At 59.6% G+C, this 24,448-nt stretch carries 16 protein-coding genes; 10 read left to right on the top strand and 6 right to left on the bottom strand.

What is annotated here, in order from left to right; translation table 11 throughout:
- Window positions 1-65 precede the first annotated feature (65 nt).
- The 3 genes from AC3ZVB_RS06095 to mfd are packed head-to-tail and all read right to left on the bottom strand — an operon-like array spanning window position 66 to window position 6,797.
- Window positions 66-2,759: an SNF2-related protein gene (locus AC3ZVB_RS06095; protein ID WP_490146057.1), complete on the bottom strand. Its 2,694-nt coding sequence runs from the start codon at window positions 2,757-2,759 to the stop codon at window positions 66-68.
- A gap of 11 nt (window positions 2,760-2,770) precedes the next feature.
- The gene (locus tag AC3ZVB_RS06090; RefSeq protein ID WP_162437413.1) at window positions 2,771-3,337 is read right to left on the bottom strand and encodes a CsiV family protein; all 567 of its coding nucleotides are present in this window, start codon (window positions 3,335-3,337) and stop codon (window positions 2,771-2,773) included.
- Between the two features lie 10 nt (window positions 3,338-3,347).
- Window positions 3,348-6,797, bottom strand: coding sequence for a transcription-repair coupling factor (gene mfd, locus AC3ZVB_RS06085; protein WP_490146056.1), 3,450 nt, complete (start codon window positions 6,795-6,797; stop codon window positions 3,348-3,350).
- Window positions 6,798-7,160: 363 nt separating this feature from the next.
- Between mfd and AC3ZVB_RS06080 the strand changes: the two genes are divergently transcribed.
- The 5 genes from AC3ZVB_RS06080 to AC3ZVB_RS06060 all read left to right on the top strand — a co-directional run bounded on the left by AC3ZVB_RS06080 (window position 7,161) and on the right by AC3ZVB_RS06060 (window position 15,191).
- Entirely contained in the window at window positions 7,161-8,624 is a 1,464-nt protein-coding gene (locus AC3ZVB_RS06080; protein ID WP_162437411.1) for a glyceraldehyde-3-phosphate dehydrogenase, read from the top strand.
- A gap of 519 nt (window positions 8,625-9,143) precedes the next feature.
- Window positions 9,144-10,349 carry an HlyD family secretion protein gene (locus AC3ZVB_RS06075; protein WP_162437410.1) on the top strand — a complete coding sequence of 402 codons (1,206 nt, stop codon included), beginning with the start codon at window positions 9,144-9,146 and terminating at the stop codon, window positions 10,347-10,349.
- Window positions 10,346-11,590: a hypothetical protein gene (locus AC3ZVB_RS06070; RefSeq protein WP_490146055.1), complete on the top strand. Its 1,245-nt coding sequence runs from the start codon at window positions 10,346-10,348 to the stop codon at window positions 11,588-11,590. Before AC3ZVB_RS06075 ends, AC3ZVB_RS06070 begins: the two co-directional genes overlap by 4 nt.
- Before the next feature lies 1 nt (window position 11,591).
- Window positions 11,592-13,742, top strand: a complete 2,151-nt coding sequence (locus AC3ZVB_RS06065; protein ID WP_490146054.1) for a glycosyltransferase family 2 protein — start codon at window positions 11,592-11,594, stop codon at window positions 13,740-13,742.
- A 9-nt stretch (window positions 13,743-13,751) separates the two neighbouring features.
- The gene (locus AC3ZVB_RS06060; protein ID WP_490146053.1) at window positions 13,752-15,191 is read left to right on the top strand and encodes an efflux transporter outer membrane subunit; all 1,440 of its coding nucleotides are present in this window, start codon (window positions 13,752-13,754) and stop codon (window positions 15,189-15,191) included.
- A gap of 129 nt (window positions 15,192-15,320) precedes the next feature.
- Here AC3ZVB_RS06060 and AC3ZVB_RS06055 read toward each other — a convergent pair whose 3' ends face one another.
- The gene (locus tag AC3ZVB_RS06055) at window positions 15,321-16,619 is read right to left on the bottom strand and encodes an MFS transporter (RefSeq protein WP_490146052.1); all 1,299 of its coding nucleotides are present in this window, start codon (window positions 16,617-16,619) and stop codon (window positions 15,321-15,323) included.
- A gap of 354 nt (window positions 16,620-16,973) precedes the next feature.
- Here AC3ZVB_RS06055 and AC3ZVB_RS06050 point away from each other — a divergent pair, with 354 nt between their 5' ends.
- Together AC3ZVB_RS06050 and sthA are read left to right on the top strand one after the other, a co-directional pair.
- The gene (locus AC3ZVB_RS06050) at window positions 16,974-18,005 is read left to right on the top strand and encodes an FAD:protein FMN transferase (protein ID WP_490146051.1); all 1,032 of its coding nucleotides are present in this window, start codon (window positions 16,974-16,976) and stop codon (window positions 18,003-18,005) included.
- Between the two features lie 200 nt (window positions 18,006-18,205).
- Window positions 18,206-19,600 (top strand): Si-specific NAD(P)(+) transhydrogenase, encoded by a 1,395-nt coding sequence (gene sthA / locus AC3ZVB_RS06045; RefSeq protein ID WP_490146050.1) that lies wholly within the window; start codon window positions 18,206-18,208, stop codon window positions 19,598-19,600.
- 42 nt (window positions 19,601-19,642) lie between these two features.
- On the opposite strand, the gene AC3ZVB_RS06040 is transcribed toward sthA, so the two are convergent.
- The gene (locus tag AC3ZVB_RS06040) at window positions 19,643-20,365 is read right to left on the bottom strand and encodes a glycerophosphodiester phosphodiesterase (protein ID WP_490146049.1); all 723 of its coding nucleotides are present in this window, start codon (window positions 20,363-20,365) and stop codon (window positions 19,643-19,645) included.
- A gap of 14 nt (window positions 20,366-20,379) precedes the next feature.
- Window positions 20,380-20,961 (bottom strand): PilZ domain-containing protein, encoded by a 582-nt coding sequence (locus AC3ZVB_RS06035; protein WP_194690427.1) that lies wholly within the window; start codon window positions 20,959-20,961, stop codon window positions 20,380-20,382.
- Between the two features lie 94 nt (window positions 20,962-21,055).
- Between AC3ZVB_RS06035 and AC3ZVB_RS06030 the strand changes: the two genes are divergently transcribed.
- The 3 genes from AC3ZVB_RS06030 to AC3ZVB_RS06020 all read left to right on the top strand — a co-directional run bounded on the left by AC3ZVB_RS06030 (window position 21,056) and on the right by AC3ZVB_RS06020 (window position 24,308).
- Window positions 21,056-22,306, top strand: coding sequence for a lipoprotein-releasing ABC transporter permease subunit (locus AC3ZVB_RS06030; RefSeq protein ID WP_194690426.1), 1,251 nt, complete (start codon window positions 21,056-21,058; stop codon window positions 22,304-22,306).
- Between the two features lie 7 nt (window positions 22,307-22,313).
- Window positions 22,314-22,997, top strand: coding sequence for a lipoprotein-releasing ABC transporter ATP-binding protein LolD (gene lolD, locus AC3ZVB_RS06025; RefSeq protein WP_178114293.1), 684 nt, complete (start codon window positions 22,314-22,316; stop codon window positions 22,995-22,997).
- 66 nt (window positions 22,998-23,063) lie between these two features.
- Window positions 23,064-24,308 carry a lipoprotein-releasing ABC transporter permease subunit gene (locus tag AC3ZVB_RS06020; RefSeq protein ID WP_490146048.1) on the top strand — a complete coding sequence of 415 codons (1,245 nt, stop codon included), beginning with the start codon at window positions 23,064-23,066 and terminating at the stop codon, window positions 24,306-24,308.
- The last annotated feature ends 140 nt before the right edge of the window (window positions 24,309-24,448 follow it).

Raw genomic sequence — 24,448 nt, 5'->3', positions numbered from 1 at the left:
AAAGACCACTGAATCTGTGGGAGCATGGCTTGCCCGCGATGGCGACCTGACAGGCGCCAACTCTCTCAGCGCTTCTCCAGCTTCTCCGGCAACGGCGCAAACAACGCCTCGATATCATCACTCTGCAGCTTCCAGTCGCCGGCGCTGCGTCCATCCAGCACGCCAGCCGCCAGGTCGGACTTTTCTTTCTGCAGGTGCTGAATCTTCTCTTCCACGGTGCCCCGGGCAATCATCTTGTAGACGAATACCGGTTTCTCCTGGCCTATTCGATACGCACGGTCGGTTGCCTGATTTTCGGTTGCCGGGTTCCACCACGGGTCGTAGTGAATCACCGTGTCCGCTTCGGTGAGGTTCAGGCCGACACCCCCAGCCTTCAAGCTGATCAGAAAGATCTGCCGCTTGCCGCTTTGAAAGTCTTTCACCGGCGCGCGGCGGTCGCGGGTTTGTCCGGTCAAAATCGCGTATTCGACGCCGCGTTTCTTCAGTTCCTCTTCGATCAGCGCCAGCATTGAGGTGAACTGCGAGAACAGCAGAATCCGCCGACCTTCTTCGAACAGCTCCTCGAGCATTTCCATCAAGCTGTCGAGCTTCCCCGACGTGCTCCCGCGAGTAGGCAGCACGGCATCATTGACCAGGCGCAAGTCGCAACACACCTGACGCAGCTTGAGCAACGCTTCGAGAATGATGATCTGGCTACGTGCCACGCCTTTGCGGGTGATCTCGTCGCGGACCTTCTTGTCCATGGCCAGGCGCATGGCTTCGTAGACATCGCGCTGTGCTTCGTTGAGTTCGACCCAATGGATGATCTCGGTTTTCGGCGGCAATTCTGTCGCGACCTGTTCCTTGGTTCTGCGCAACAGGAACGGCTTGATCCGACCGTTGAGGTGCTGAAGCCGGACTTCGCTGGCACGCTTTTCGATCGGTACGCGGTAATCGCGGTTGAAACTCTTGATGTCGCCCAGCCAGCCGGGCAGCAGGAAGTGAAACAGCGACCACAACTCGCCGAGGTGGTTTTCCAGAGGCGTACCACTCAGGCATAGACGCTGACGCGCGTTCAGCTCGCGGGCGGCCTGGGCGGCTTTGCTGTTGGGATTCTTGATGTATTGCGCTTCATCCAGCACCAGTACATGCAAGGGCTGAGCGGACAGGCGTTCGACGTCTTTGGGCAGCAGCGCATAAGTCGTCAGGATCAGGTCGTAATCGGCCAGGGTGTCGAAATGTTTTTTGCGACTGGCACCGTACAGCGCCAACACCTTGAGTTGGGGCGTGAAATGCGCCGCCTCGTCCAGCCAGTTCGGAATCAAACTGGTGGGCATCACCACCATGCAGGGACGATCGAGGCGGCCGGCATTTTTCTCACTGAGAACGTGCGCCAGCGTCTGTAGGGTTTTGCCCAGCCCCATGTCGTCCGCGAGAATTCCGCCGACTTCCAGTTGGCGCAGCGACTGCATCCAGCTCAGGCCTTCGAGTTGGTAGGGGCGCAAGGTCGCGTTCAACCCTTCAGGTGCGGTGGCGGTGAAATCCTTGATGTCGCGCAGGCGTTGGGCGAAGGAGCGGATGTGCTCGCCGCCTTCCCAGATCAGCGGCATGCCTTCCAGGGGGTTCAATCGTGTGGCGTCGGCCTTGCTCAGGCGCAGCGTGGTTTCGCCTGGCTCTTGCAGGTAAAACTCGCCGAGGGTGGCCAGCACCGGTTTCAGCCGGCCGAAGGGCAGGGCGACCTGCAGAGGCCCGTACTCGGAATTCGGTCGATTGGGAATGTTCACCAGAATCAGCTCGTCGTCACGACGGCGGGCGAGGCGTTCCGGATTGAGAATCTCGGTGTGTGAGCGCATCAGGTTCAACAGGATCGGCAGCAGGCTCAGGCGCTCGCCGTTGACGATGATGCCGAGCTCCAGATCGAACCAGTCCCGCTCAGGCGCCTGATCGACGGTGGCGTACCAATCATCCACGGCGGTGAGGTCAAAACCGAAATCCTCATCGATCTGCAACTCCCAACCTTGGCTGCGCAGTTTCGGCAACTCGTTGAGCGTGAAGGTCAGCCAGGCACTGTCGTTGACCATCTCGAAGAGTTCGCCGGCGCTTTCCGGCAGGGCTTTGCTTTGCCGAGTGGCAATCTTGAAGCCGAGAATTCGCAGTTGTTCCCTGTAGGACTGTTCCACCTCCGGGTGGCGTTTTATCCGCAGCGTTTGGGTTTCCTGGCGAATCAGTACGTCGGCGTTCTTCTGTCCGGAAACGTATTCGTCCAGATAGTTGAAAGACAGCGCTGCACGGTGCTGGATATAGCGCTGCATCTTGCCGTTGCGCGGTTCGAAGGCGCTGAACTCGATGCTCGCCAGCCACAGGCGGGGCACCGGCTGCACGTCATCCACCTGCACCTGTGGCGATGCTTTCGGACTGCGGTTCTCCAGCACGGCGGAGAGTTTTTCCAGCAGCTCGGCGTCCTTGGCGGCGGCAGGGTACGCGAGGGTTTCCTGCACTTGCAGCAGCACGGCGGCGCAGTGCTTGCAGTTGCTGCGCACAGGGCAACTGCACGTGGCGTCGACCATCAGCAGCGTGGATTTTGCCGACTCGCGCAGACGAATCGTCTGACGGTAGACGTTGCCGCCTGAGCCTTCGCACGCGGCGACAATCGTAGCGTCGCCGACCTCGACGAACCTGACGCGATTTTCCAGCGCATAGCGACGGCCGCGCTCCAGGCTCTGTTCCTTGAATCGACTGACCCAGGAAGGTGCCAGGGGTTTGCTCAGGGTCGGGGGCATAAAGACTTCAATCAGTCCGGAATTTCATCGGGGACTGGCCGAGGTGCAGGGGCGGTCAACGAAGTGATTTTGATCAGCAGGCCGAGGTGGCCGTTGTCGAGAAAGTTTAACTGGCCGTTCTTGGTGTGGCTTTCCTGCTTCAGGCGTTCACTGGCAGTCACCAGGCCATTGGCGTCGATCTGGTTGACCCAGAAGTCGGCGTCGACGTCGGTGAATCGCCCCAGTTTGAGATTCAACGTGCCCTCGATCGGGAACTGACCGAACTGTTCCGCGCCGTCGCTGATCGCGATTTTGCTGGCTTCTTCGCCAAGGGTCTGCTGCCAGGCCTTATGCAAAAGCACCGTGTAATCGTTGCTGGCGGTGAGTTTCTCTACTTCACCGTTCAACGTCGGTGTGCGCAGGCTGTCGGGGCTGACGCGTTGTGCACCGGCGGCCCAGTCTTCCGGTGCCGCACGGCTGACGATGGCCGGAACGGCATTTTGCCGGACCAGAATCATTTCGACCTGATACAGATCGTCGGCAAACGCCGTGGGTGTGACCAGGGTCATCAACAAGGTCAGTGAGCGAAACAGGCGCATGCGGCGTCCTTCAAGCAGTTTTCGGAATGAGGCATTCAAGCAGCGCCTCTACAGTATTAAAGCGCTCTTCCGGGCGCTCCATCGGGACCATGAATTTGAACATCGTGGCGCCTTCGAACTTGTAGCGTTTTGGCTGGCCCTGGATCAGTTTGATCAGTGTCAGCGGGTCGACCGGCGTCTGCGCGGTGAACTCGATGCGGCCGCCTTGCGGGCCTCCATCGACTTTCTTGATGCCGAGCAATTCCGCCTGCAACTTCAGCGCGGTGATGCGCATCAGGTTCTTGGTCGGTTCCGGCAACAGGCCGAAGCGGTCGATCATCTCCACTTGCAGGTCCTTGAGACCTTCCTCATCGGTGGCCGAGGCTATGCGCTTGTAGAGAATCAACCGGGCATGAACGTCCGGCAGGTAGTCTTCGGGAATCAACGCGGGTACCCGCAAATTGACTTCCGGACCGCCGCCAAGGGGTTGATCCAGGTTCGGTTGTTCGCCCTTGCGGATCGACTTCACCGCGCGCTCGAGCATTTCCATGTACAGCGTGAAACCGACGGCCTGAATCTGTCCGCTCTGACCGTCGCCCAGCAGTTCACCGGCGCCGCGGATTTCCAGGTCATTGGTGGCGAGCACGAAGCCCGCGCCCAGATCCTGGGTGTTGGCGATGGCTTCCAGACGCTTTTCCGCATCCGGCGTGATTTGCTGGCGCGGCGGTGTCAGCAGGTAGGCGTACGCCTGGTGGTGACTGCGGCCGACGCGACCGCGCAACTGGTGCAACTGCGCCAGGCCAAATTTGTCGGCACGCTCGATGATGATGGTGTTGGCGCTCGGCACGTCGATGCCGGTTTCGATGATGGTCGAGGCAATCAGCACGTTGAAACGCTTGTGATAGAAGTCGCTCATCACCTGTTCGAGTTCGCGCTCACGCATCTGTCCGTGGCCGATGCCGATCCGTGCTTCCGGCACCAGTTCGGCGAGGTCGGCGGCACACTTCTCGATGGTCTTCACGTCGTTATGCAGGTAGTAGACCTGACCACCACGCAGCAACTCACGCAGCAGGGCTTCTTTGACCGTGCTCTTGTTTTGTTCCATGACGAAGGTGCGCACCGACAGGCGTCGCGCTGGCGGCGTGGCGATGATCGACAGGTCGCGCATGCCCGAGACGGCCATGTTCAGCGTCCGGGGAATCGGCGTCGCAGTGAGCGTGAGGATGTCGACTTCGCTGCGCAGGGCCTTGAGCTGTTCCTTCTGACGGACACCGAAACGGTGCTCTTCGTCGATGATCACCAGCCCCAGGTTTTTGATTTTGACGTCGTCCTGCAACAACTTGTGCGTACCGATCACGATGTCGATCTTGCCTTCGGCGAGGTCGGCAACGGCGGCGTTCACTTCCTTGGTCGACTTGAAGCGGCTCATCACTTCCACGGTCACCGGCCAGTCGGCAAATCGGTCGCGGAAGCTGTTGTAGTGCTGTTGGGCGAGGAGGGTGGTCGGCACCAGAATCGCCACCTGGCGACCGCCATGCACCGCGATGAAAGCGGCGCGCATCGCTACTTCGGTCTTGCCGAAACCCACGTCGCCGCAGACCAGGCGATCCATCGGCTTGGGCGCGAGCATGTCGGCGCGTACGGCGTCGATGGTGGTTTGCTGATCCGGGGTTTCTTCGAACGGGAAGCCGGCGCTGAAGGTCGCGTAATCGGCTTTCGGGTCTTCGAAGGCATGCCCTTCGCGAGCGGCGCGGCGCGCATAAATGTCGAGCAATTCGGCGGCCACGTCGCGCACCTGTTCGGCGGCTTTGCGTTTGGCTTTCTGCCAGGTCTCGGAGCCGAGACGGTGCAGCGGGGCCAGCGCATCGTCGCTGCCGGTGTACCGCGCGATCAGGTGCAGGTTGGCGACCGGCACATACAGCTTTGCGCCTTCGGCGTACTGCAGCGTGAGGAACTCTGCCGCCTGGTCATCGATCTCCAGTGTCGCCAACCCGAGGTAGCGGCCCACGCCGTGATCGATGTGCACCACCGGCGCGCCTTCGCGCAGCTCGGTGAGGTTCTTGATAACGGCATCGTTGTTGGCATCGGCGCGCTTTTCGCGACGACGGCGCTGCATCACGCGCTGGCCAAACAGCGGGCTTTCCGCCACCAGCGCCAAGGCTGGATTGTCGAGCACCAGGCCTTCGTCGAGCGGCGCAATGGTAATCGACAGGCGTTCTTTGCTTGTGACGAAATCGGGCCAGCTGTCGACGGTCTTCGGTCGCAGCTTCAGGCGTTCGAGCAATTCCAGCAGCACTTCGCGACGACCCGCAGACTCGGCGGTAAACAACACGCGGCCGGGGAACTCGTCGAGGAAGCCGGCCAGCGCCGCCAATGGCTGAGTGGCCTTGGCTTCGATGGCCAGGTTGGGCAATTCCCGCGCCGGGAAGCGCTCGCGGCCGACGCCGGTCTCAATGTCTTGCTGGCTGGCAACCACGCGCGGCCAGCTCTTGAGGCGTGCGAAGCAATCTTCCACCGGCAGAAACAACTCGGCGGGCGGTAATAAAGGACGCGCCGGATCGACGCGTCGCTCTTCATAGCGATTGCGCACATCGTTCCAGAAGTTTTCCGCGGCTTGCTCGATGCCTGGCAGGGAGAACACTTGGGTGTCCTGTGGCAGGTAATCGAACAAGGTTGAGGTTTCGTCAAAGAACAGCGGCAGGTAGTACTCGATACCGGCCGGCGTAATCCCGCTGCTCAGATCCTGAAAGATGGGGCAGCGACGGAAGTCGACATCGAAGCGCTCACGAAAACGCGCCTTGAAGCGCGTGACGGCATCTTTCTGCAGCGGGAATTCGCGTGCCGGCAACAGGCGGACGGTGTCCACCTTGTCGATGGAACGCTGGTTCTCCGGATCGAAAGTGCGCAGGGTTTCGATTTCGTCATCGAACAGGTCGATGCGGAAGGGCAGCTTGCTGCCCATCGGAAACAGATCGATCAGCGAGCCGCGTACGGTGAATTCGCCGTGCTCGTACACCGTATCGACATAGCGATAACCGCTGGCCTCGAGCCGGGTGCGCATTTGTTCGACATCCAGCTTTTGGCCGACGTCCAGAACAAGGCTGCTGCCCAGCAGGAATTTGGTGGGTGCCAGGCGATGCAGGGCCGTGGTGATTGGCACGACGAGCACGCCATGACTCAGCTCCGGCAGCCTGTACAAGGCAGCGATGCGCTGGGAAATGATGTCCTGGTGCGGCGAAAACAGATCGTAAGGCAGGGTTTCCCAGTCCGGGAAATGCAGTACTGGCAAGTCCGGGGCGAAGAAACTCAGCTCCTGTTCCAGCCGTTCGGCACTTTGGCTGTCGGCGGTCAGCAGCAGGGTAAAGCGCTTGGCAGCGCTGGCAGCCTCGGCGATGGCCAGGCTCAGGGCGGCACCGGGCAGATTGCCCCAATGCTGTTTACCTGCCGCAGCAGGGAGAATCGGTAGACGCAGAACGGGCACGGAAGGTTGAGCTCCAAGCGTTGCGACAAAGTCGGTAATTGTAGCGGTCCCGGGTGCCGCCTGTCAGTTGAAGACTGCGTCTATTACGCAGGTTTGGCGAAATGTAGTGGTAAAGACAAAAACCGGCTGTTTTTTGCAGTTTTTTTGGGATTATGTAGTGCCGAAATGGGTGAGTGTTACGGATGGTTACGGACAAGGCAGCGCTGTCTCCAAAAAATACGCAACGCTGGAAGCCACGGTTTTACTGGGCTTGAGCGAGGCGTAATTTTTTTCGATGGGAATTTGTTACGGCCCGTTCGACAGGATCGCATTGCTACGTGACGGTTGGGGCGGCATAATGTAGCCCCTTTTTTCTGCCCCTACATGTGGAAGGTTCCCGTGACTCAGAAGCCCGACCAGTGTCTTGGTGAATGGATCGACCGTGAAGCACTCGCAGAAGCGATGATTCCGCTTATCGGTCAGCTCTACCGCAATAACAACGTGGTGAGCTCGATCTATGGCCGCAGCCTGATCAATCGTTCAGTCATTGCGATTCTCAAAGCTCACCGCTTTGCTCGTCATCGTCAGTCCGATGACAGCGAATTGTCCGTCCACGAAACATTCCCGCTGCTCAAAGCGATGAGCGAGCTCAAGCTCGGCGCCGCTTCGGTAGACCTGGGCAAGCTTGCGGTCAAGTTCAAGGCCGAAGGCAATGGCCGTACTGCCGAGCAGTTCGTCCGTGAAGAACTGGCCGACGTCGTTGGTCAGCAAAACGCTTCCGCTCGCAAAGGCACCGATGTTGTTCTTTACGGCTTCGGTCGTATCGGCCGTCTGCTGGCGCGTATCCTGATCGAGAAAACCGGTGGTGGCGACGGCCTGCGTCTGCGCGCCATCGTTGTCCGCAAGGGCGCCGAGAACGATCTGGTCAAGCGTGCAAGCCTGCTGCGTCGTGACTCGGTTCATGGTCCGTTCGACGGCACCATCACCATCGATGAAGCCAACAGCACCATCACCGCTAACGGCAACCTGATCCAGGTTATCTACGCGAAGAACCCGACTGAAGTGGACTACACCCAGTACGGCATCAAAGACGCGCTGCTGGTGGACAACACCGGTGTATGGCGTGACGCCGACGGCCTGGGCCAGCATCTGGCCTGCCCGGGTATCGACCGCGTTGTTCTGACCGCGCCTGGCAAAGGCAAGCTGAAGAACATCGTTCACGGCATTAACCACGGCGAAATCACCGCTGACGACAAGATCGTTTCCGCCGCTTCCTGCACCACCAACGCCATCGTGCCGGTGCTGAAAGCTGTGAACGACAAGTTCGGCATCATCAACGGTCACGTTGAAACGGTTCACTCGTACACCAACGACCAGAACCTGATCGACAACTTCCACAAAGGCGATCGCCGTGGTCGTAGCGCCGCGTTGAACATGGTGATCACCGAGACCGGTGCTGCTACCGCTGCTGCCAAGGCATTGCCTGAGCTGGCCGGCAAGCTGACCGGTAACGCGATCCGCGTTCCGACGCCTAACGTGTCGATGGCCATTCTCAACCTGAACCTTGAGAAAGCCGCTACCCGTGAAGAGATGAACGAGTACCTGCGCTACATGGCGCTGCACTCCGATCTGCATAAGCAAATCGACTACGTCAATTCGCAGGAAGTGGTTTCCACTGACTTCGTTGGCTCGCGCCACGCAGGCGTTGTGGATGCTGAAGCGACCATCAGCCAGGACAACCGCGTTGTACTGTACGTTTGGTACGACAACGAGTTTGGCTACAGCTGCCAGGTTGTTCGCGTGATGGAAGACATGGCCGGTGTAAACCCGCCAGCGTTCCCACGCTAAGCGTCACAGGTAAATGAAAACGCCCCGGCACTTGTCGGGGCGTTTTTTTTATAACGTTTTAATCTGTTTGTTTTGAAATTAATGATTGTCTCGAACTCGATACAAAGTTTATTTCAGTACTAAAAATAAAAACCCCTAATAAAAATAAACAGTTGTCGCGCAAACGCGTGTGGATGATCCAAGCGGATCCAATCCGAAAATCGCTATATATTTGGCGCCATTTAATTGCTCTGCACAAATGCTTGACACTCTATAACACTGAATCTAGTGTCTTCCCTGTCGGCGCCCGCTCTGCCTCGGGCAACACACGCTTTTACCGTCACTGCGCTGTCGTGTATCTCTCCAACAAGACAGGAATCCCATTCCTGCTCACATCAAATAAATCCTGATAAGAAAGTGTCGGCTTAGTTGCCGTCCATAAAGTCTCTTTGTTTTTCGCTCACCCTGCCAAAAGTGTTTCGCAGTCACGGCCTGCTATTGCCTGACTTTTACGCGGTTGGTCTATCGGGAGAGTTGAACATGGCTGAAGAGCGCTCAAAGCTATTGTCATTGTTACCGCGCCTGGTGGGTCTGGGCGTTCTTGGATTCATCATCTGGCTGTTGTTGTCGACGTTGTTGATGCCTTTGGTTTCAGCTTCCGCAACGCGGGCGATTTTGAATGCACCGGTGATTCTGCTCACGACACCGATTGACGGTGTGGTGAGCACGCTGGAGGTCAAACCCGGTGCGACCTTTGTGCAGGGACAGAAAATCGCGGTCGTGGAAAACCCTCGGGCAAACCAGGAAACATTGCTCACCTTGCAAACGCGACGATTGACCCTTGAGCAGCAGCTGTCCTCGTCGGCGAGTCAGGCCGAGCACGATCAGCGGTATTACGAGGCGCTGGAAAAGACCAGCCAGCAGTACCAGACGGCGTTTCATACCCGCCAGCTGTTCACCCAAAGAGCCCTGAAAGCCGAGAACAGCGCTGCCAGTGCCCGGTTGATGGATGCCCAGGAAACCGTCGAACGCAATCTGGAGTTGTTTGTGCAGGGGGCAGTGAGTGGCGCGGTGGTCGCGTCATCCAAAGCCCAGTTGGCCTCGTTGCAAGGCGCGGCCGAGTCGGTTCGCTCGCAGTTGCGGATCAACGATGGTGACGTCAGCGCTGCCAACAAGCAGGTCTACCTCGATCCGGATCAATTGAGGATGTTCGACCTCAGTGCACAAATGACCACGCTCAAGCTCAGTCTCGAGAATCAGGCGCGCAATCGGGCGACCTATCAACAGGAACTCGACAACCTCAACCAACTGATCGAAACCGAGCAAAATCGGGTCAGGCTGATGGCCGGTTATGACGTCGTGGCGTACTCGCCGGGTACCGTCCAGGAGTTGTTGGCACCCCAAGGCACGCTGGTGCAGGCCGGGTCGACCTTGTTGCGCGCCACTGATTGCGGACAGAGCTACGTGATCGCGGTGTTTCCCGAACGCATGGCCAGCAAGATCGACCGTGACAGTGTGCTGACGGTGAAGATCCGCGGCCTGGATGAACCTCTCAAGGCCAGTGTGGTGCAGTTGTTGTCGAGCACGTCGGACATCCGCGCCAACACCTACAGCGTGCCGTTCCCCTATGCCGAGCAAAACTCGGTGTACGTGGTCGGGACCTTTGCTTCGGACCTGACGGACACCCAGCGAGCCATGACCTGCAACCCGGGCTTGTGGGCCAGTGCCGAGGTGTCGCGGCGATGAACAGTGTCCTGAAGGCAGTGGTCGGCGTGATGCTGATCAGCAGCGGGGCGTCCGCACTGGCGGCGCAGGCTCGGCCGCAACTGGTGGCGATGACCTGCGCGGCGCTGGATCGGGCGGTGGCTTCACAACCTGAAGGCCCGGTGTTGTTGGCCAGCTATCCGCCACTGGAGGGGCAACCTTCACCGATCCTGGCCCTGCGCGGTGTCGCCTTCACCTACGACAACGCTTTGGCGAGCATCGCGTTGTTCGCGTGTGGCAAAGCGGTGTCAGCGCGGCGGATAGCCGATGCCCTGGCGTTCGCGACAAATCACGATCCCGAGTATCAGGACGGCCGCCTGCGCAACGCCTACGCCGCCGGCCCGGTGGGTGCACCGTCGATGAAGTTGCCGGGCTATTGGAGCACTGAACGTAACGCCTGGAATCAGGATGCCTATCAGGTCAGCAGTGCCACGGGCAATCAGGCGTGGGCTGCGTTGGCGTTATTGGAGGCTTATCGTCAGAGCGGGGAGGCGCCTTACCTCGAGGCCGCACGCAAAGTCCTGCAGTGGTCGCAGAAAAACACCTACGACGGGCAATCGCCAGCCGGCTTCAGCGGCGGTTATTACGGTTACTTTGCCCAGCAGGTGCAGCAGAACTGGAAGTCCACCGAGCACAATGTCGACCTGGCCGCCGCCTGGTCGGCACTCAATGCGGTGGCGCCAGACCAAGTGTCGGCGCAACAGGCGCAGATCGCCCGGCAATTTGTCTCAAGCCAGTGGGACTCGAAAGAAGGGCGGTTTCTGATCGGCACCGGGGAGGATGGGCAGACATCCGACCGCATCCGCTCGGGGCTGGACGCACAGATCTGGCCGTTGATTGCCTTGCACGATCCGCCCAAGGATTGGCGTCGGGTGTTCGCGTTCATCGATCACGCACACCGTGCTGGCGAAGGTTATGGCTTCAACCGCGACCCCGATGGTTTGTGGACCGAAGGCACCGCGCAGGCTGCTGCTGTCGCACAGTTGAGTGGCTTGAGCGACATGGCCCAACCGTTATGGAGCGTGTTGTTAGCCCAGGAAGCCAGTAATGGCTGGCTGTTCGCAACGCCGGCAGCGCGCATCAGTACCGGGCTGGCCATAGGCCCGGACTCCGTCACCAACGACTTTTTCTATTACCACCTGCCTCACTTGGGCGCTACGGCGTGGGCGGCGATTGCGGCCACCGGCGTCAATCCCTTTACTGGTTCGCTAGAGGCTGACTGACATGCAGGCACTGGACTCGCTGCAACTGCTGCAAATCAATTTCTGGACACTGGCGGCGGTGATTCTGTTCACCTGCCTGACGCATCGGGACCAATGGGCGGCGCGGGCAGGTTTCGGTGCCGTCACCGCGTTGTTGTTGCTCAACTACGCTGCCTGGCGGATTCGCGACACCTTGCCCGATAGCCACTCAGGCTTCGCCACGGTGTGGGCGTACGCCTTTCTGTTTTTTGAAATGCTGGCGATCGGTTACACGCTGTTCTCCATTGTCGTGATGCTCTGTCGATCGGATCACAGCAAGGACGCGGACGCCGGCGAGCGAGGGTTGCGCGCCAGGGGGGCGAATGTGCCCGCGGTGGACGTGTTTATCGCCACCTACAACGAAGGCCTGGAGATCCTCGAAAAAACCATTATTGCCGCCCAGGCCGTCGACTACCCCAACTTCACTATTTGGGTGCTCGACGACACGCGTCGCGACTGGTTGCGCGATTACTGTGCCGAGGTGGGCGTGCAATACGCGCGACGCCCGGACAACTCCTTCGCCAAGGCGGGCAATCTGAACAACGGTCTGCGTCAATCGGCGCTAGGCAGCAACGCGCCATACATTCTGGTCCTCGACGCCGACTTTGCCCCGCAGCAACCGATTCTGTTGCGCACGCTCGGGCTGTTCGACGACCCGAAAGTCGGCCTCGTGCAGACGCCGCAGTTCTATTACAACCCCGATCCAATCCAGCACAACCTCGGTACTTCGGCCTGCTGGGTCGATGAGCAGCGGGTGTTCTTCGACGTCTACCAGCCGGCGAAAGATGGGTGGGACGCGGCGTTTTGCGTCGGCACGTCCTTCGTCGTGCGACGGGACTTGATCAACGAGATCGGCGGTTTTCCCACAGGCTCGGTCTGCGAAGACATCTACACGACGTATCGATTGCTGCAAAAAGGTTACGTCACGCGCTGGTTGAATGAGCGTCTGTCGATCGGTTTGTCTGCCGAGGGTTTGACCGAGTACATCAATCAGCGTGGGCGTTGGTGCCTCGGCACCATCCAGGTGGCGCTGCTCAAGGACGGCCCGTTGCGGGGCAGCGGCTACACGCTCAATGACCGGTTGCACTATATCCACGGGCTGATGCATTGGTTTTCCAAGCCGTTCATTTTGATGATGCTGGTGTCCCCGGTGTTGTATTGGTACTTCGGCATTGCCGGGTTCTACGCCAACCCGGTGGATTTCCTTGCGTTCGGCATGCCGGCGTTGATCGCGTTCTGGGGATACGGCACCTGGGTCACGGATCGGCGCACCTTGCCGATTTTCACCGAGGTCACCCAGATCGTCGCCTCGCTGGCGGTCACGGCCACCATTGTCAGCGCCATGATCCGGCCCTTTGGACGTCCCTTCAAAGTCACCGCGAAAGGGCTCGACCGGACGAAAACAATGGTCCACTGGAAGCTCTTCGGCTTCTTTTTTGCCCTGACGCTGTTTTCACAGATCGGCGCGTACATCGCCATCAGCACGGCGGCCTCGTTCGACGGCAACATGCTGTTCAACCTGTGCTGGACGGTGGTCGCGCTGGTGTACAACCTGGCGACGCTGGTGGCGTGCGTCGACCGCCCACGGTTGCACGGTGAAGAGCGCTTCCCGTTCGACAAGCCCACCGGGTTTCGCTTCGGCGGCAAAGTCCTGCCCGGGCGCCTGGTGGATATCTCCCTCAGCGGCACGTCATTGAAATGCGCCTTCGCGTCCTCGATCAAACCCGGGCTGTGCGGCCAATTGTGGATCGACAAACTGGGCTGGCTCGACGTCGAGGTGATGCGCAATCACGACGACGATCAGTTGGGCTTGAGGTTTCTCGACCTCGATGAACCGCTGCGCCGGCAACTGATTGCGCGCCTGTTCAGCGACGCGACGATCAATGTGGTGAGCAAGGCCGAGCCGGCGCTGGCGTTCGGTACGTTGCTGCGTCGGTCATTACTTGGAGATAAGCGTACGAAGTCGCGTTTGCCTGCGCAGGACAAGGTTCCGTCCTACTCGCCATTGCCAAGGTGGCGTCCGGTGCGTGTGCGTTCGCGGGAACCGGCACTGCCGCACATCAGTGTCGGACGTTCAGGTTTGTGGTCTTTGCTTCTTTCTCCCTTGCGAGCTTTGCTCGGCCAACGCTTGTAGGTGCGCCCCATGACGAACAGTTACTTACCCACTTCATGCTTCATGTTGTTATTGCTCGGCGGCTGTTCCCTGGAGCCGACTTACGAGAAGCCCGATGCGCCCATCGACCAGCAGTGGCCAGCGAACACAGCGGGTGAGTGTTGCGCGGGCAAGCAGGCGTTCGACAAGGATTGGCACGGTTTTGTGGTCGATGATCGTCTGCGTCAACTGATCGAAATGGCGCTGACCAACAACCGCAGCTTGCGACAATTCGCAGCCAGCGTCGAAGAAGCGCGGGCCGGTTATGACAGTGCACAGTCGGGACTTTTTCCTACGATTGGCATCGATACCTACGCGGGACGCAGCAAATTACCGCCGTTGGTGCGTACGCCGGGAGGCGGTGACAGCGCCGGCAGCATCGCCAACACGTTTCAGGCGACGGGTGGGTTCACGTCCTACGAGCTTGATCTGTTTGGTCGCATTCGCAGTCAACGCAACGCCGCCGGGGCGCGCTTCGAGGCGTCCGAAGCGGATTACCAGACGGCGCGCCTGGCATTGATTGGCGAAGTTGCCAGCACCTGGTTGAGTCTCAAGGCCAATCAGCATCTGCTTGATCTTGCACAGAACACTTACCAGTCCCAGGACAAGTACGGACAGCTGTTGCGTAAAAGTTTCAATCTCGGGTCCAGTGCGCGCATTGACGTTCACCAGGCGGATGCGCAAACGAATACCGCCGCAGTGCAGGTCAACACCTACCGCATGCAAGTGGCGCAGAACAGCAATGCCTTGCGGGTGCTGGTGGGGCAGCCGGTGCCGGTGGGTTTGTTGCCCACGGGTGTGCTGGGCGAGCAGTTGGCAACGCTTGACGTTCCGGCGGGTTTGCCGTCGTCACTGGTCGAGCGCCGGCCGGACATCATGTCAGCCGAAGCCCAGTTGCGAGCCGCCAACGCTGATATCGGCGCCGCTCGCAGTGCGTACTTTCCAACGTTTTCGCTGACCTCGGCGTTGGGCAGCCTGACTGGCGATTTTTCGCGGTTGCTCAGTGGCCCAGCGGAATTCTGGTCGGTGGCGTTGGCGGGGTCGTTGCCGTTGATTGACGGCGGTGCGCGGCGGGCGCAAGTGGATGCCAGTCATGCGCGGTTCGACGGTCGAACGGCGGCGTATGAAGCCACGGTGCAGAATGCGTTTCGTGAAGCGGCCGATGCCTTGAATGCGCGGCAGGAAATGCTCACCCAGGTGGCGTTCCAGAAAAAACTGGTGGGGGATTATCAAGAGGCGTATCGCCAGTCGCGCCTGCGTTTCGAGGCGGGGCTCGACAGCTATTTTTCGACCATGGATGCGCAGCGTTCGTTGTTTGATGCGCAGCAGAAATGGGCGCAGCTTGAGTTGGCGCGGGAGATTAACCAGGTGACGTTGTACAAGGCGTTGGGCGGGGGGTGGAGTCGTTCGTTGAAGGTGGCGGAACGGTGAGTTTGCGGTGCTTTTTCGGGCTTCATCGCGAGCAGGCTCACTCCTACAGGTTATGCGCTAATTTTGAAATCGCGCACGAACCTGTGGGAGCAAGCTTGGTCTGGGCGGCATTCCGACGATGGCGATTGGTCAGGCGCCGCCAACCACCGCCGCCTGCGCCGTCCGCAGTTCGTGCCGGTTACCACGGAACAGCACCAGCGTCGCGATCAGTCCCATCACCGCCGCGCCCGTGAGCCAGATTCCCGGCGCCGCCTTGTTATCCAGGACATGAATCAGGTACGTGCAGGCCGCCGGAGTGAAACCACCGAAGGTCGCGGTGGCCAGGCTGTAGGCCAAAGAGAAACCGGTCGTACGAACTTCCACCGGCATGATCTCGGTCAGCGCCACGACCATCGCGCCGTTGTACGAGCCGTACAGGAACGACAGCCACAACTCGACGATCAGCAAATGACTGAAGCTCGGGTTTGCCACCAGCCACGACAGGGCAGGGTACGCAGTGAAAATCGCGAAAATCGTCGCCGCCAGGAGTAAGGGTTTTCGCCCGACCCTGTCCGACACAGCCCCCATCACCGGCAACCAGAAGAAATTCGACAGGCCAATGCACACCGTCACCAGCAATGCGTCCAGGTCCGACAAATGCAGTTCGGCTTTGCCGAAGGTCGGCGTGTAGGCTGTGATCAGGTAGAACGACACGGTGGTCATTACCACCAGCGCCATGCCGGCGATGACGATGCCGAAATTCTGACCGATCGAGCGGATGATTTCCTGCAGGGTAGGGCGATGTTTGCGCGCCTGGAACTCGGGGGTCTCTTCCAGCGAACGGCGGATCACGAAGATCACCGGCACGATCATGCAACCGATCAGGAACGGCACGCGCCAGCCCCAATCACCCATTTCTTCCGGGCTGAGCCAGTGGTTCAAGCCCACCCCCAGCAATCCGGCAAAGACCACGGCCGCTTGCTGGCTGGCGGACTGCCAGCTGACAAAGAAACCTTTGCGCCCCGGCGTGGAAATCTCGGCGAGGTACACCGACACGCCGCCGAGCTCAACGCCTGCCGAGAAACCTTGCAGCAGGCGTCCGAACAGCACGAGCAGCGGCGCCGCCACGCCTAATGTGGCGTATCCCGGCACGCAGGCAATCAGCACCGTACCGGCCGCCATCATGGCCAGTGTGATGATCAAACCTTTACGACGGCCATGACGGTCGATGTAGGCACCCAGGAAAATGGCGCCCAGCGGACGCATCAGGAAACCGGCGCCGAAGGTGGCGAGGGACAACATCAGCGAAGCGAAAGCGCTGTCGGTGGGGAAGAAGGTTTTGGCGATAGCTGTGGCGTAAAAGCCATAGACCATGAAGTCGAACATCTCGAGGAAGTTGCCGCTGACAACGCGAAAAATCGCCTTGCCTTTGCCCGTATTCGAGGACATTGGTACGTACTCACTTTTGGCTGGCTGGTTGGAAATCCTTGTTCTAGAGGCGTCCTCGGCGCTTTCAGGAAGCCAGGCTCCTTGGGCGAACAGTTTTGTAACGATATGTGTATAGAGATCGTTAGGCAACAACTAGTTAGCTTGCTGCTTAAACGTTATTGCCATTACGCGGCATGAATTGCGCACTGGAGGTAATGACAATCTGTGTGTAACGCATGGTCCCTGTAGGAGCTGCCGAAGGCTGCGATCTGTTGATCTTGGCGAATAAGATCAAAAGATCGCAGCCTTCGGCAGCTCCTACAGGGGTGATGCATAATGCTCGCCGTGGTGGTGTGTCAGAGAGTTATCCAGGGGATGCGGGAATTGTTGAAACGCCGGTTGTATTGTCTTGTTGTGCTCAGCTTCATGTTGTCCGGCTGCGGCAACGGCGATTCCATGGAAACCTTCAGTGGCCCGACCATGGGCAGCACTTATTCAATCAAATACCTACGCCGCGAAGGCCTTCCCGCCCCGAAAGACGTCCAGGCAGAGGTTGAAAAAATCCTCGCTGAAGTCGATCAGCAGATGTCCACCTACCGCAGTGATTCCGACATCGAACGCTTCAACGATCTGCCCGCCAACCGCTGTCAGCACATGCCTGCGCCGGTCCTCAAGTTGATACGCGTCGGTGAACAACTGTCGGAACAAAGCGAAGGTTCCTACGACTTGACGGTGGAGCCGCTGCTCAATCTCTGGGGTTTCGGTCCCCAGGCGCGTGAGGAAAAGGTCCCCGACGCCCAAGCGCTGGCGCAAGTACGCCAGCGAATCGGCTACCAACACCTGCGCATCGAGCGTGATCAACTGTGCAAGGACGCTGCGGTCGAAGTCGACTTCAACAGCATCGCCGCCGGTTACGCCGTTGACCGGATCGCCGCAAAGCTTGAGGCGATGGGCATCCACAATTACCTCGTCGAAGCCACCGGGGAGCTGAAGGCGGCGGGCAGGAAACTCGATGGCTCACCCTGGCGTATCGCGCTGGAGGAGCCCCGCGACGATCAGCGAGTCGCCCAGCGAATAATCAATATCGACGGGTATGGCGTGTCCACCTCAGGCGACTACCGTCATTATTTCGAGAAGGACGGCAAGCGGTATTCCCACACCTTCGATGCTCGTACTGGCGCGCCGGTATCCCACACCCTGGCGTCCGTCACGGTGATTGATCCTTCGGCCATGATGGCCGATGGCTTATCGACGCTGCTGCTGATTCTCGGACCCGTGCGCGGGTGGGACTACGCCGAAAAACACGACATCGGCGCATTTTTTGTGATTCGCAGCGACAGCGGTTTCGTCACACGAACCAATCAGGCTTTCGAACGGTTGAGCACTGGAAAACCGAGTGATCACTGAGTCGCGAGGATTGAAAACTGGCGTTGTAGTGCAGGCAAAAGTAGCCTACGACGCGACCAAGGGTTAATGTGCGCGGCGTTGACGCTTCTATAGACTGTGTCCGGGTTTTGCATTGACCCCAAATTGTTCCTTCACGCCGCAGATCGGCGTGATTTAGCCGCAGGTGCCGATGGCGCCGCGGCCTGTTCTGAGGAGTACGCATGGCTGTCTACAACTACGACGTGGTGGTGCTGGGTTCTGGTCCGGCAGGAGAAGGCGCGGCAATGAACGCCGCCAAAGCAGGGCGCAAGGTGGCAATGGTCGATAGCCGTCGCCAGGTCGGCGGCAACTGCACCCACCTGGGCACCATCCCGTCCAAGGCACTGCGTCACTCGGTCCGGCAGATCATGCAGTTCAACACCAACCCGATGTTCCGGGCCATTGGTGAGCCGCGCTGGTTCTCGTTCCCGGACGTGCTGAAAAGCGCTGAAAAAGTCATCTCCAAGCAAGTCGCTTCGCGCACCGGCTACTACGCCCGTAACCGCGTCGACGTGTTCTTCGGCACCGGCAGCTTCGCCGACGAGCAAACCATTGAAGTGGTCTGCGGCAATGGCGTCGTCGAAAAGCTGGTGGCCAAGCACATCATCATCGCCACCGGTTCGCGCCCGTATCGCCCGGCGGACATCGATTTCCACCACCCGCGTATCTACGATAGCGACACCATCCTCAGCCTCGGTCACACCCCGCGTAAACTCATCGTTTACGGCGCAGGCGTGATCGGTTGCGAGTACGCCTCGATCTTCAGTGGTCTGGGTGTGCTGGTCGAGCTGGTGGACAACCGCGGTCAGTTGCTGAGCTTCCTGGACTCGGAAATTTCCCAGGCCCTGAGCTACCACTTCAGCAATAACAACATCACGGTTCGCCACAACGAAGACTACGACCGCGTCGAAGGTGTGGACAACGGTGTGATCCTGCACCTTAAGTCCGGCAAGAAGATCAAGGCCGATGCCTTGCTCTGGTGCAACGGCCGTACCGGTAATACCGACCAGTTGGGTCTGGAAAACATCGGCGTGAAGGTCAACAGCCGTGGCCAGATCGAAGTGGACGAGACCTACCGTACCTGCAAGCCGAATATCTATGGCGCCGGTGACGTGATCGGCTGGCCAAGCCTGGCCAGTGCCGCGCATGACCAGGGGCGTTCGGCCGCTGGCACCATCGTGGATAACAACAGCTGGCGCTTTGTGAATGACGTGCCAACCGGCATCTACACCATTCCGGAAATCAGCTCGATCGGCAAGAACGAGCAGGAGCTGACCCAGGCCAAGGTGCCGTACGAAGTGGGCAAGGCGTTCTTCAAGGGCATGGCGCGTGCGCAGATCGCCGGCGAGCCTCAGGGCATGCTGAAGATCCTGTTCCACCGCGAGACGCTTGAAGTGCTGGGCGTTCACTGCTTTGGTTATCAGGCGTCGGAGATCGTGCACATCGGTCAGGCGATCATGAGCCAGCCGGGTGACTTGAATACGCTGAAGTATTTTGTGAACACCACGTTCAACTACCCGACCATGGCCGAAGCCTATCGGGTAGCGGCGTACGATGGCCTCAACCGGCTTTTTTGAGCGGCTCCGGCCGGTGGCCTGAGCCGGCCGGGGAGACCGATTTCAGCAATTCTCGAGCGTGGCGCTGGCCAAACCGGGAAAGTCTGTAATCAGGCTGTCAACGCCGAAGTCGGCGAGTCTGCGCATCAGCGCGGGCTCGTTGACTGTCCACACCGACACATGCAGCCCTTGACGCTGCGACTTCTGCAGGCGTTCCGGCGTACACAGGGTCCAGTTCAGCGCCAGAATTTCACAGCCATAGCTTTGCGCGACCTTCAATGGATCGAGCCAGGCGTATTCGGCCACCAGTCCGCGAGAAACATCCGGTACTAGGTCCAGCGCGGCTTTCAATACTTCACGGGAGCTCGAAGTGATAGTCACTTTGTCGAGCAGGCCGTGACGTTGCGCCATTTCGCGAATCGCCAGCACGGTAGTTGCTGCGCGGGTGCGTGAAGCGCTTTTCACTTCCAGTTGCCAGTGCTCGAAATCACACTTCTCGAACAGTTCTTCCAGCGTTGGAATCGGGCATGGCTTGATCCAGCCCGGGCCGCCCTTGCGCGCGTCGTAGGTCGAAAGCTCGGCCGCCGAATGCTCGACGACCTTGCCGCGCCGGTCGGTGGTGCGCTTGAGGGTCGGGTCGTGGATGACCATCAGTTCGCCGTCCTTGGACAGGTGCAAGTCCAGCTCGCAACGGCGCACGCCGTGCTTGAGGCATTGCTGAAAGCTGGTCAGGGTGTTTTCCGGTGCTTCGCCTTTGGCGCCGCGATGGCCGTAGATGAGGGTCACGGTTCTTCCTTAAATTAGAGGCCTGATTCGTTTTGTTCGCGGGCCAGACGTCGTTCCTGGGCCTGCTTTTGCAAGATGTAGCGGGCCAGCAGTTGGCGCTGGGCGTCGGTCGGGATCTGGAATTCGGTGCCGATGTCGTAGCCGTCACCCTTGGGATCACAATGGGTGACGCGAGCTCGCAGCAACAGGCCGAGGGCTTGAGGCATCAGCACCAGCTTGATCGACAGGTGTGCGCCGGCGGCAATCGGGGTGGGGTGCTGAAAGTCGATGCCACCTTCGGAGATGATCACGGGTTGTGGCTCGCCGATCTGGCCAAGCACGGTGACCGCGATCACCTGGCTGAGCAAATCGATGCGTTTGTTCTGGGATTTCAGGAACGCCGCGAGGTTGCGGTCCCGCTCGCTGATCTGGCGCAACAGGTGCTGCGACTCGAATTCGCTCAGGTGCAATTCGCTGAGCAAGTTGAAGAGTGGAGAAGCATCCTGCAACACTTCCTGGCCTGCGGCCTCGGCAGCGGACAGGGGCCGAATTTCCAGTGCGATCATGTCCTCGATACGGTAGTATTCGCGGCGATCTTCTTCATCTAATGTCGACATGGCGAACCCATGGTAGCGGCGGTGGTCTGAGTGTAAAGCTGGTTATCGACCCCCGCCACAAGGACGTTCCTTTTCCCTCCGAACAAGCCCCGACATGTTCAGACCTCTCTTCGTATTTATTGGCACGCGTTATACCCGTGCAAAGCGTCGCAATCATTTTGTGTCATTCATTTCCCTGACCTCGATGATCGGGCTCGCCCTGGGCGTGGTCGTGATGATCGTCGTTCTGTCGGTCATGAATGGCTTCGATCATGAGATGCGCACCCGCGTGCTGGGCATGGTGCCCCACGCGACCATCGAGTCCGGTGAGCCGATCAACGACTGGCAAAGCCTGGCCGCCAAGGTCAAACAGAACCCGCAGGTGACGGCCGTAGCGCCGTTTACTCAAATGCAGGGTTTGCTGACCAATAACGGCAAAGTCTCCAAGGTCCTGCTTAATGCCATCGATCCGGCACTGGAGCGCCAGGTCTCGATCATCGACAAGTTCATGCTGCAGGGCAAACTCGACGACCTGACGCCGGGCAGTTTCGGCATCGTCATCGGTGACAAGGCTGCGGCCAAGCTCGGTGCGGCCATCGGCGACAAGCTGACATTCGTCGCCCCGGAAGTCACCGTCACCCCTGCCGGGATGTTTCCGCGCATGAAACGCTTCACCGTGGTGGGCATTTTCCACGTTGGCGCCGGTGAGATTGACGGTTACCTCGGCGTCACCAACCTGCAGGATCTGGCCAGGCTGCACCGCTGGAAACCGGATCAGGTACAGGGCATCCGCCTCAAGTTCGATGACCTGTTCCAGGCTCCGCGCACCGCGTGGAACATCGCCCAGCAGTTGGGCCAGGACCATTTCTACGCTCGCGACTGGACCCGTACCCACGGCAATCTGTATCAGGCTATCCGCATGGAGAAAGCCATGATCGGCCTGCTGTTGCTGCTGATTGTTGCCGTGGCGGCGTTCAACATCATTTCCACGCTGGTGATGGTGGTGAATGACAAGAAAGGCGACATTGCGATTCTGCGTACCTTGGGTGCTACGCCGGGCACGATCATGCGCACGTTCATGGTGCAGGGCACGGTCATCGGCGTGGTCGGCACAGCGATTGGCGCCGTGGTCGGGATCTTTGCCGCCCTGAACGTCAGCGCCGCAATCTCGGCCCTCGAAGGGCTGATCGGCCACAAGTTCCTGAACGCCGACGTGTACTTTATTGATTACCTGCCGTCGCAAGTGCAGAGCCAGGACGTGTTGATGGTCTGCGCCGCCGCGTTGGTCCTGAGTTTCCTCGCCACCCTGTATCCAGCCTGGCGTGCCGCGCGCACCCAGCCTGCGGAGGCGCTACGTTATGAGTGAGTTGGGCATGAGTGAAAAAGCAATCCTGAGCTGCCGCAATCTGGGCAAATCCTACGAGGAAGGCCCGGAATCGGTGGAGGTTCTGGCCGGCCTGCAACTGGAGTTGCACCCGGGCGAGCGTGTGGCGATTGTCGGCACTTCGGGTTCGGGCAAAAGTACCTTGCTGAACCTGTTGGGCGGCCTCGACACGCCGACCAAGGGCAGTGTGTGGCTGGACGGCGAAGAGCTGTCGGCACTGAGCGAGAAGAATCGCGGTCTGCTGCGTAACCGGTCCCTGGGGTTCGTGTACCAGTTTCACCATTTGCTGCCGGAATTCACCGCGCTGGAAAACGTCTGCATGCCGTTGCTGATCGGCAAGACGGCGATCCCGGAAGCGCGTAAACGCGCGACGGCGTTGCTGGAGCGGGTAGGGCTGGGCCATCGCCTGGAGCACAAACCGTCCGAATTGTCCGGTGGCGAACGCCAGCGCGTGGCGATTGCCCGCGCCCTGGTGAACAATCCGGGCCTGGTGATGCTCGACGAGCCGACCGGCAACCTCGACTCCCACACCGCCCAGGGCATTCAGGACTTGATGCTGGAGCTCAGCACCTCGATGCGCACGGCGTTCCTGGTGGTGACTCACGACATGAACCTGGCCCGCCAGATGGATCGCGTCCTGCATTTGCAGGAAGGTTGCCTGACCGCCATCTGACTGGCCCAAGCCCGACGTCACTAAACAGTGCGTCGGGTCTTTTATTTTTATACGGTGCCCAAGCGAATGTTCAGACCGTTATCGATCTTTATCGGCGCGCGCTATACCCGCGCCAAGCGTCGCAATCGCTTTGTTTCCTTCATCTCGATGACCTCGATGATCGGCCTCGCCCTCGGCGTGTTGGCGATGATTGTGGTGCTGTCGGTGATGAACGGATTTCAGCGCGAGATGAGCTCGCGGATCCTCGGCATGGTGCCTCATGCGACGATCGTCGGCGTCAATCCTATTGATGATTGGCAACCGGTTGCCGCGGCGGCGATGAAAAATCCCGAAGTCACCGCCGCCGTGCCGTTCACCGAGATGGAAGGCATGCTGTCCTATAAGGGCACGATGCAGCCGATCCAGGTCAGCGGCGTCGACCCGGCGCTGGAAGGCAAGGTGTCGATCGTTGCCCAGCACATCGTCCAGGGACGTCTGGATGACTTGAAGCCCGGTGAGTTCGGCGTGGTGATTGGCGAGATCACGGCGCGGCGTTTCCGCTTGAACGTCGGCGACAAGATCACCCTGATCGTGCCGGAAGTCAGCACCGCGCCGGGGGGGATTACCCCGCGAATGCAGCGCCTGAATGTGGTCGGTGTGTTCAAGGTCGGCGCCGAGCTGGACGGTTCGATGGCACTGATTCATGTGGCCGATGCGGCGCACATGCAGCACTGGCAGCCGAATCAGGTACAAAGCGTGCGTCTGGCGGTGAAGGACCTGTACTCCGCGCCGAAAGTGTCCGGCGACATCGCCAGCGGCTTGGGTGCTGATTACCGGGCTGACGACTGGACCCACACCCAGGGCAGTCTGTTCAGCGCGATGAAGATGGAAAAAACCATGATCGGTCTGCTGTTGCTGATGATCGTCGCGGTGGCGGCGTTCAACATCATTGCCACCCTGATCATGGTGGTGAACGACAAAGGCGCGGACATTGCCATCCTGCGTACCATCGGCGCCACACCACGGCAGATCATGGCCATCTTCATGGTGCAGGGCACGGTGATCGGGATCGTCGGCACCTTGATCGGCGGCGTGTTGGGCGTGATTGCGGCGCTGAACGTCAGTGAGCTGGTGGGCTGGGTCGAACGGGTGAGCGGTCAGCACATCTTCAGTTCAGATGTGTACTTTGTCAGTAACCTGCCTTCGGAACTGCAGGGCGGGGATGTGCTGCTGATCTGCTCGGCGGGATTTGTCCTGAGTTTTCTGGCCACGGTTTACCCGGCCTGGCGAGCGGCGAAGATCGAGCCGGCTCACGCGTTGCGGTATTCGTAAGACTTCAGTCCGCCATCGCGAGCAAGCTCGGCTCCCACAGGTTTCGAGCAGGCTCACGCGTTGCGTTTTTCGTAGCCGGTAGACCGCTATCGCGAGCAAGCTCGGCTCCTACAGGTTTTGGAGTTGACCCTGAATCTGTG

Source organism: Pseudomonas sp. MDV22-iso1 (genome assembly GCF_058145095.1).
Note: the sequence above shows the minus strand (reverse complement) of the source record. Positions and strands in the feature narration are given on the sequence as shown.

Bases quoted from the DNA above. Each gene is read 5' to 3' on its own strand.
- AC3ZVB_RS06095 (WP_490146057.1), bottom strand. From the start codon at position 2,759: ATGCCCCCGACCCTGAGCAAACCCCTGGCACCTTCCTGGGTCAGTCGA.
- AC3ZVB_RS06090 (WP_162437413.1), bottom strand. From the start codon at position 3,337: ATGCGCCTGTTTCGCTCACTGACCTTGTTGATGACCCTGGTCACACCC.
- AC3ZVB_RS06080 (WP_162437411.1), top strand. From the start codon at position 7,161: ATGTGGAAGGTTCCCGTGACTCAGAAGCCCGACCAGTGTCTTGGTGAA.
- AC3ZVB_RS06075 (WP_162437410.1), top strand. From the start codon at position 9,144: ATGGCTGAAGAGCGCTCAAAGCTATTGTCATTGTTACCGCGCCTGGTG.
- AC3ZVB_RS06070 (WP_490146055.1), top strand. From the start codon at position 10,346: ATGAACAGTGTCCTGAAGGCAGTGGTCGGCGTGATGCTGATCAGCAGC.
- AC3ZVB_RS06065 (WP_490146054.1), top strand. From the start codon at position 11,592: ATGCAGGCACTGGACTCGCTGCAACTGCTGCAAATCAATTTCTGGACA.
- AC3ZVB_RS06060 (WP_490146053.1), top strand. From the start codon at position 13,752: ATGACGAACAGTTACTTACCCACTTCATGCTTCATGTTGTTATTGCTC.
- AC3ZVB_RS06055 (WP_490146052.1), bottom strand. From the start codon at position 16,619: ATGTCCTCGAATACGGGCAAAGGCAAGGCGATTTTTCGCGTTGTCAGC.
- AC3ZVB_RS06050 (WP_490146051.1), top strand. From the start codon at position 16,974: ATGCGGGAATTGTTGAAACGCCGGTTGTATTGTCTTGTTGTGCTCAGC.
- sthA (WP_490146050.1), top strand. From the start codon at position 18,206: ATGGCTGTCTACAACTACGACGTGGTGGTGCTGGGTTCTGGTCCGGCA.
- AC3ZVB_RS06035 (WP_194690427.1), bottom strand. From the start codon at position 20,961: ATGTCGACATTAGATGAAGAAGATCGCCGCGAATACTACCGTATCGAG.
- AC3ZVB_RS06030 (WP_194690426.1), top strand. From the start codon at position 21,056: ATGTTCAGACCTCTCTTCGTATTTATTGGCACGCGTTATACCCGTGCA.
- lolD (WP_178114293.1), top strand. From the start codon at position 22,314: ATGAGTGAAAAAGCAATCCTGAGCTGCCGCAATCTGGGCAAATCCTAC.
- AC3ZVB_RS06020 (WP_490146048.1), top strand. From the start codon at position 23,064: ATGTTCAGACCGTTATCGATCTTTATCGGCGCGCGCTATACCCGCGCC.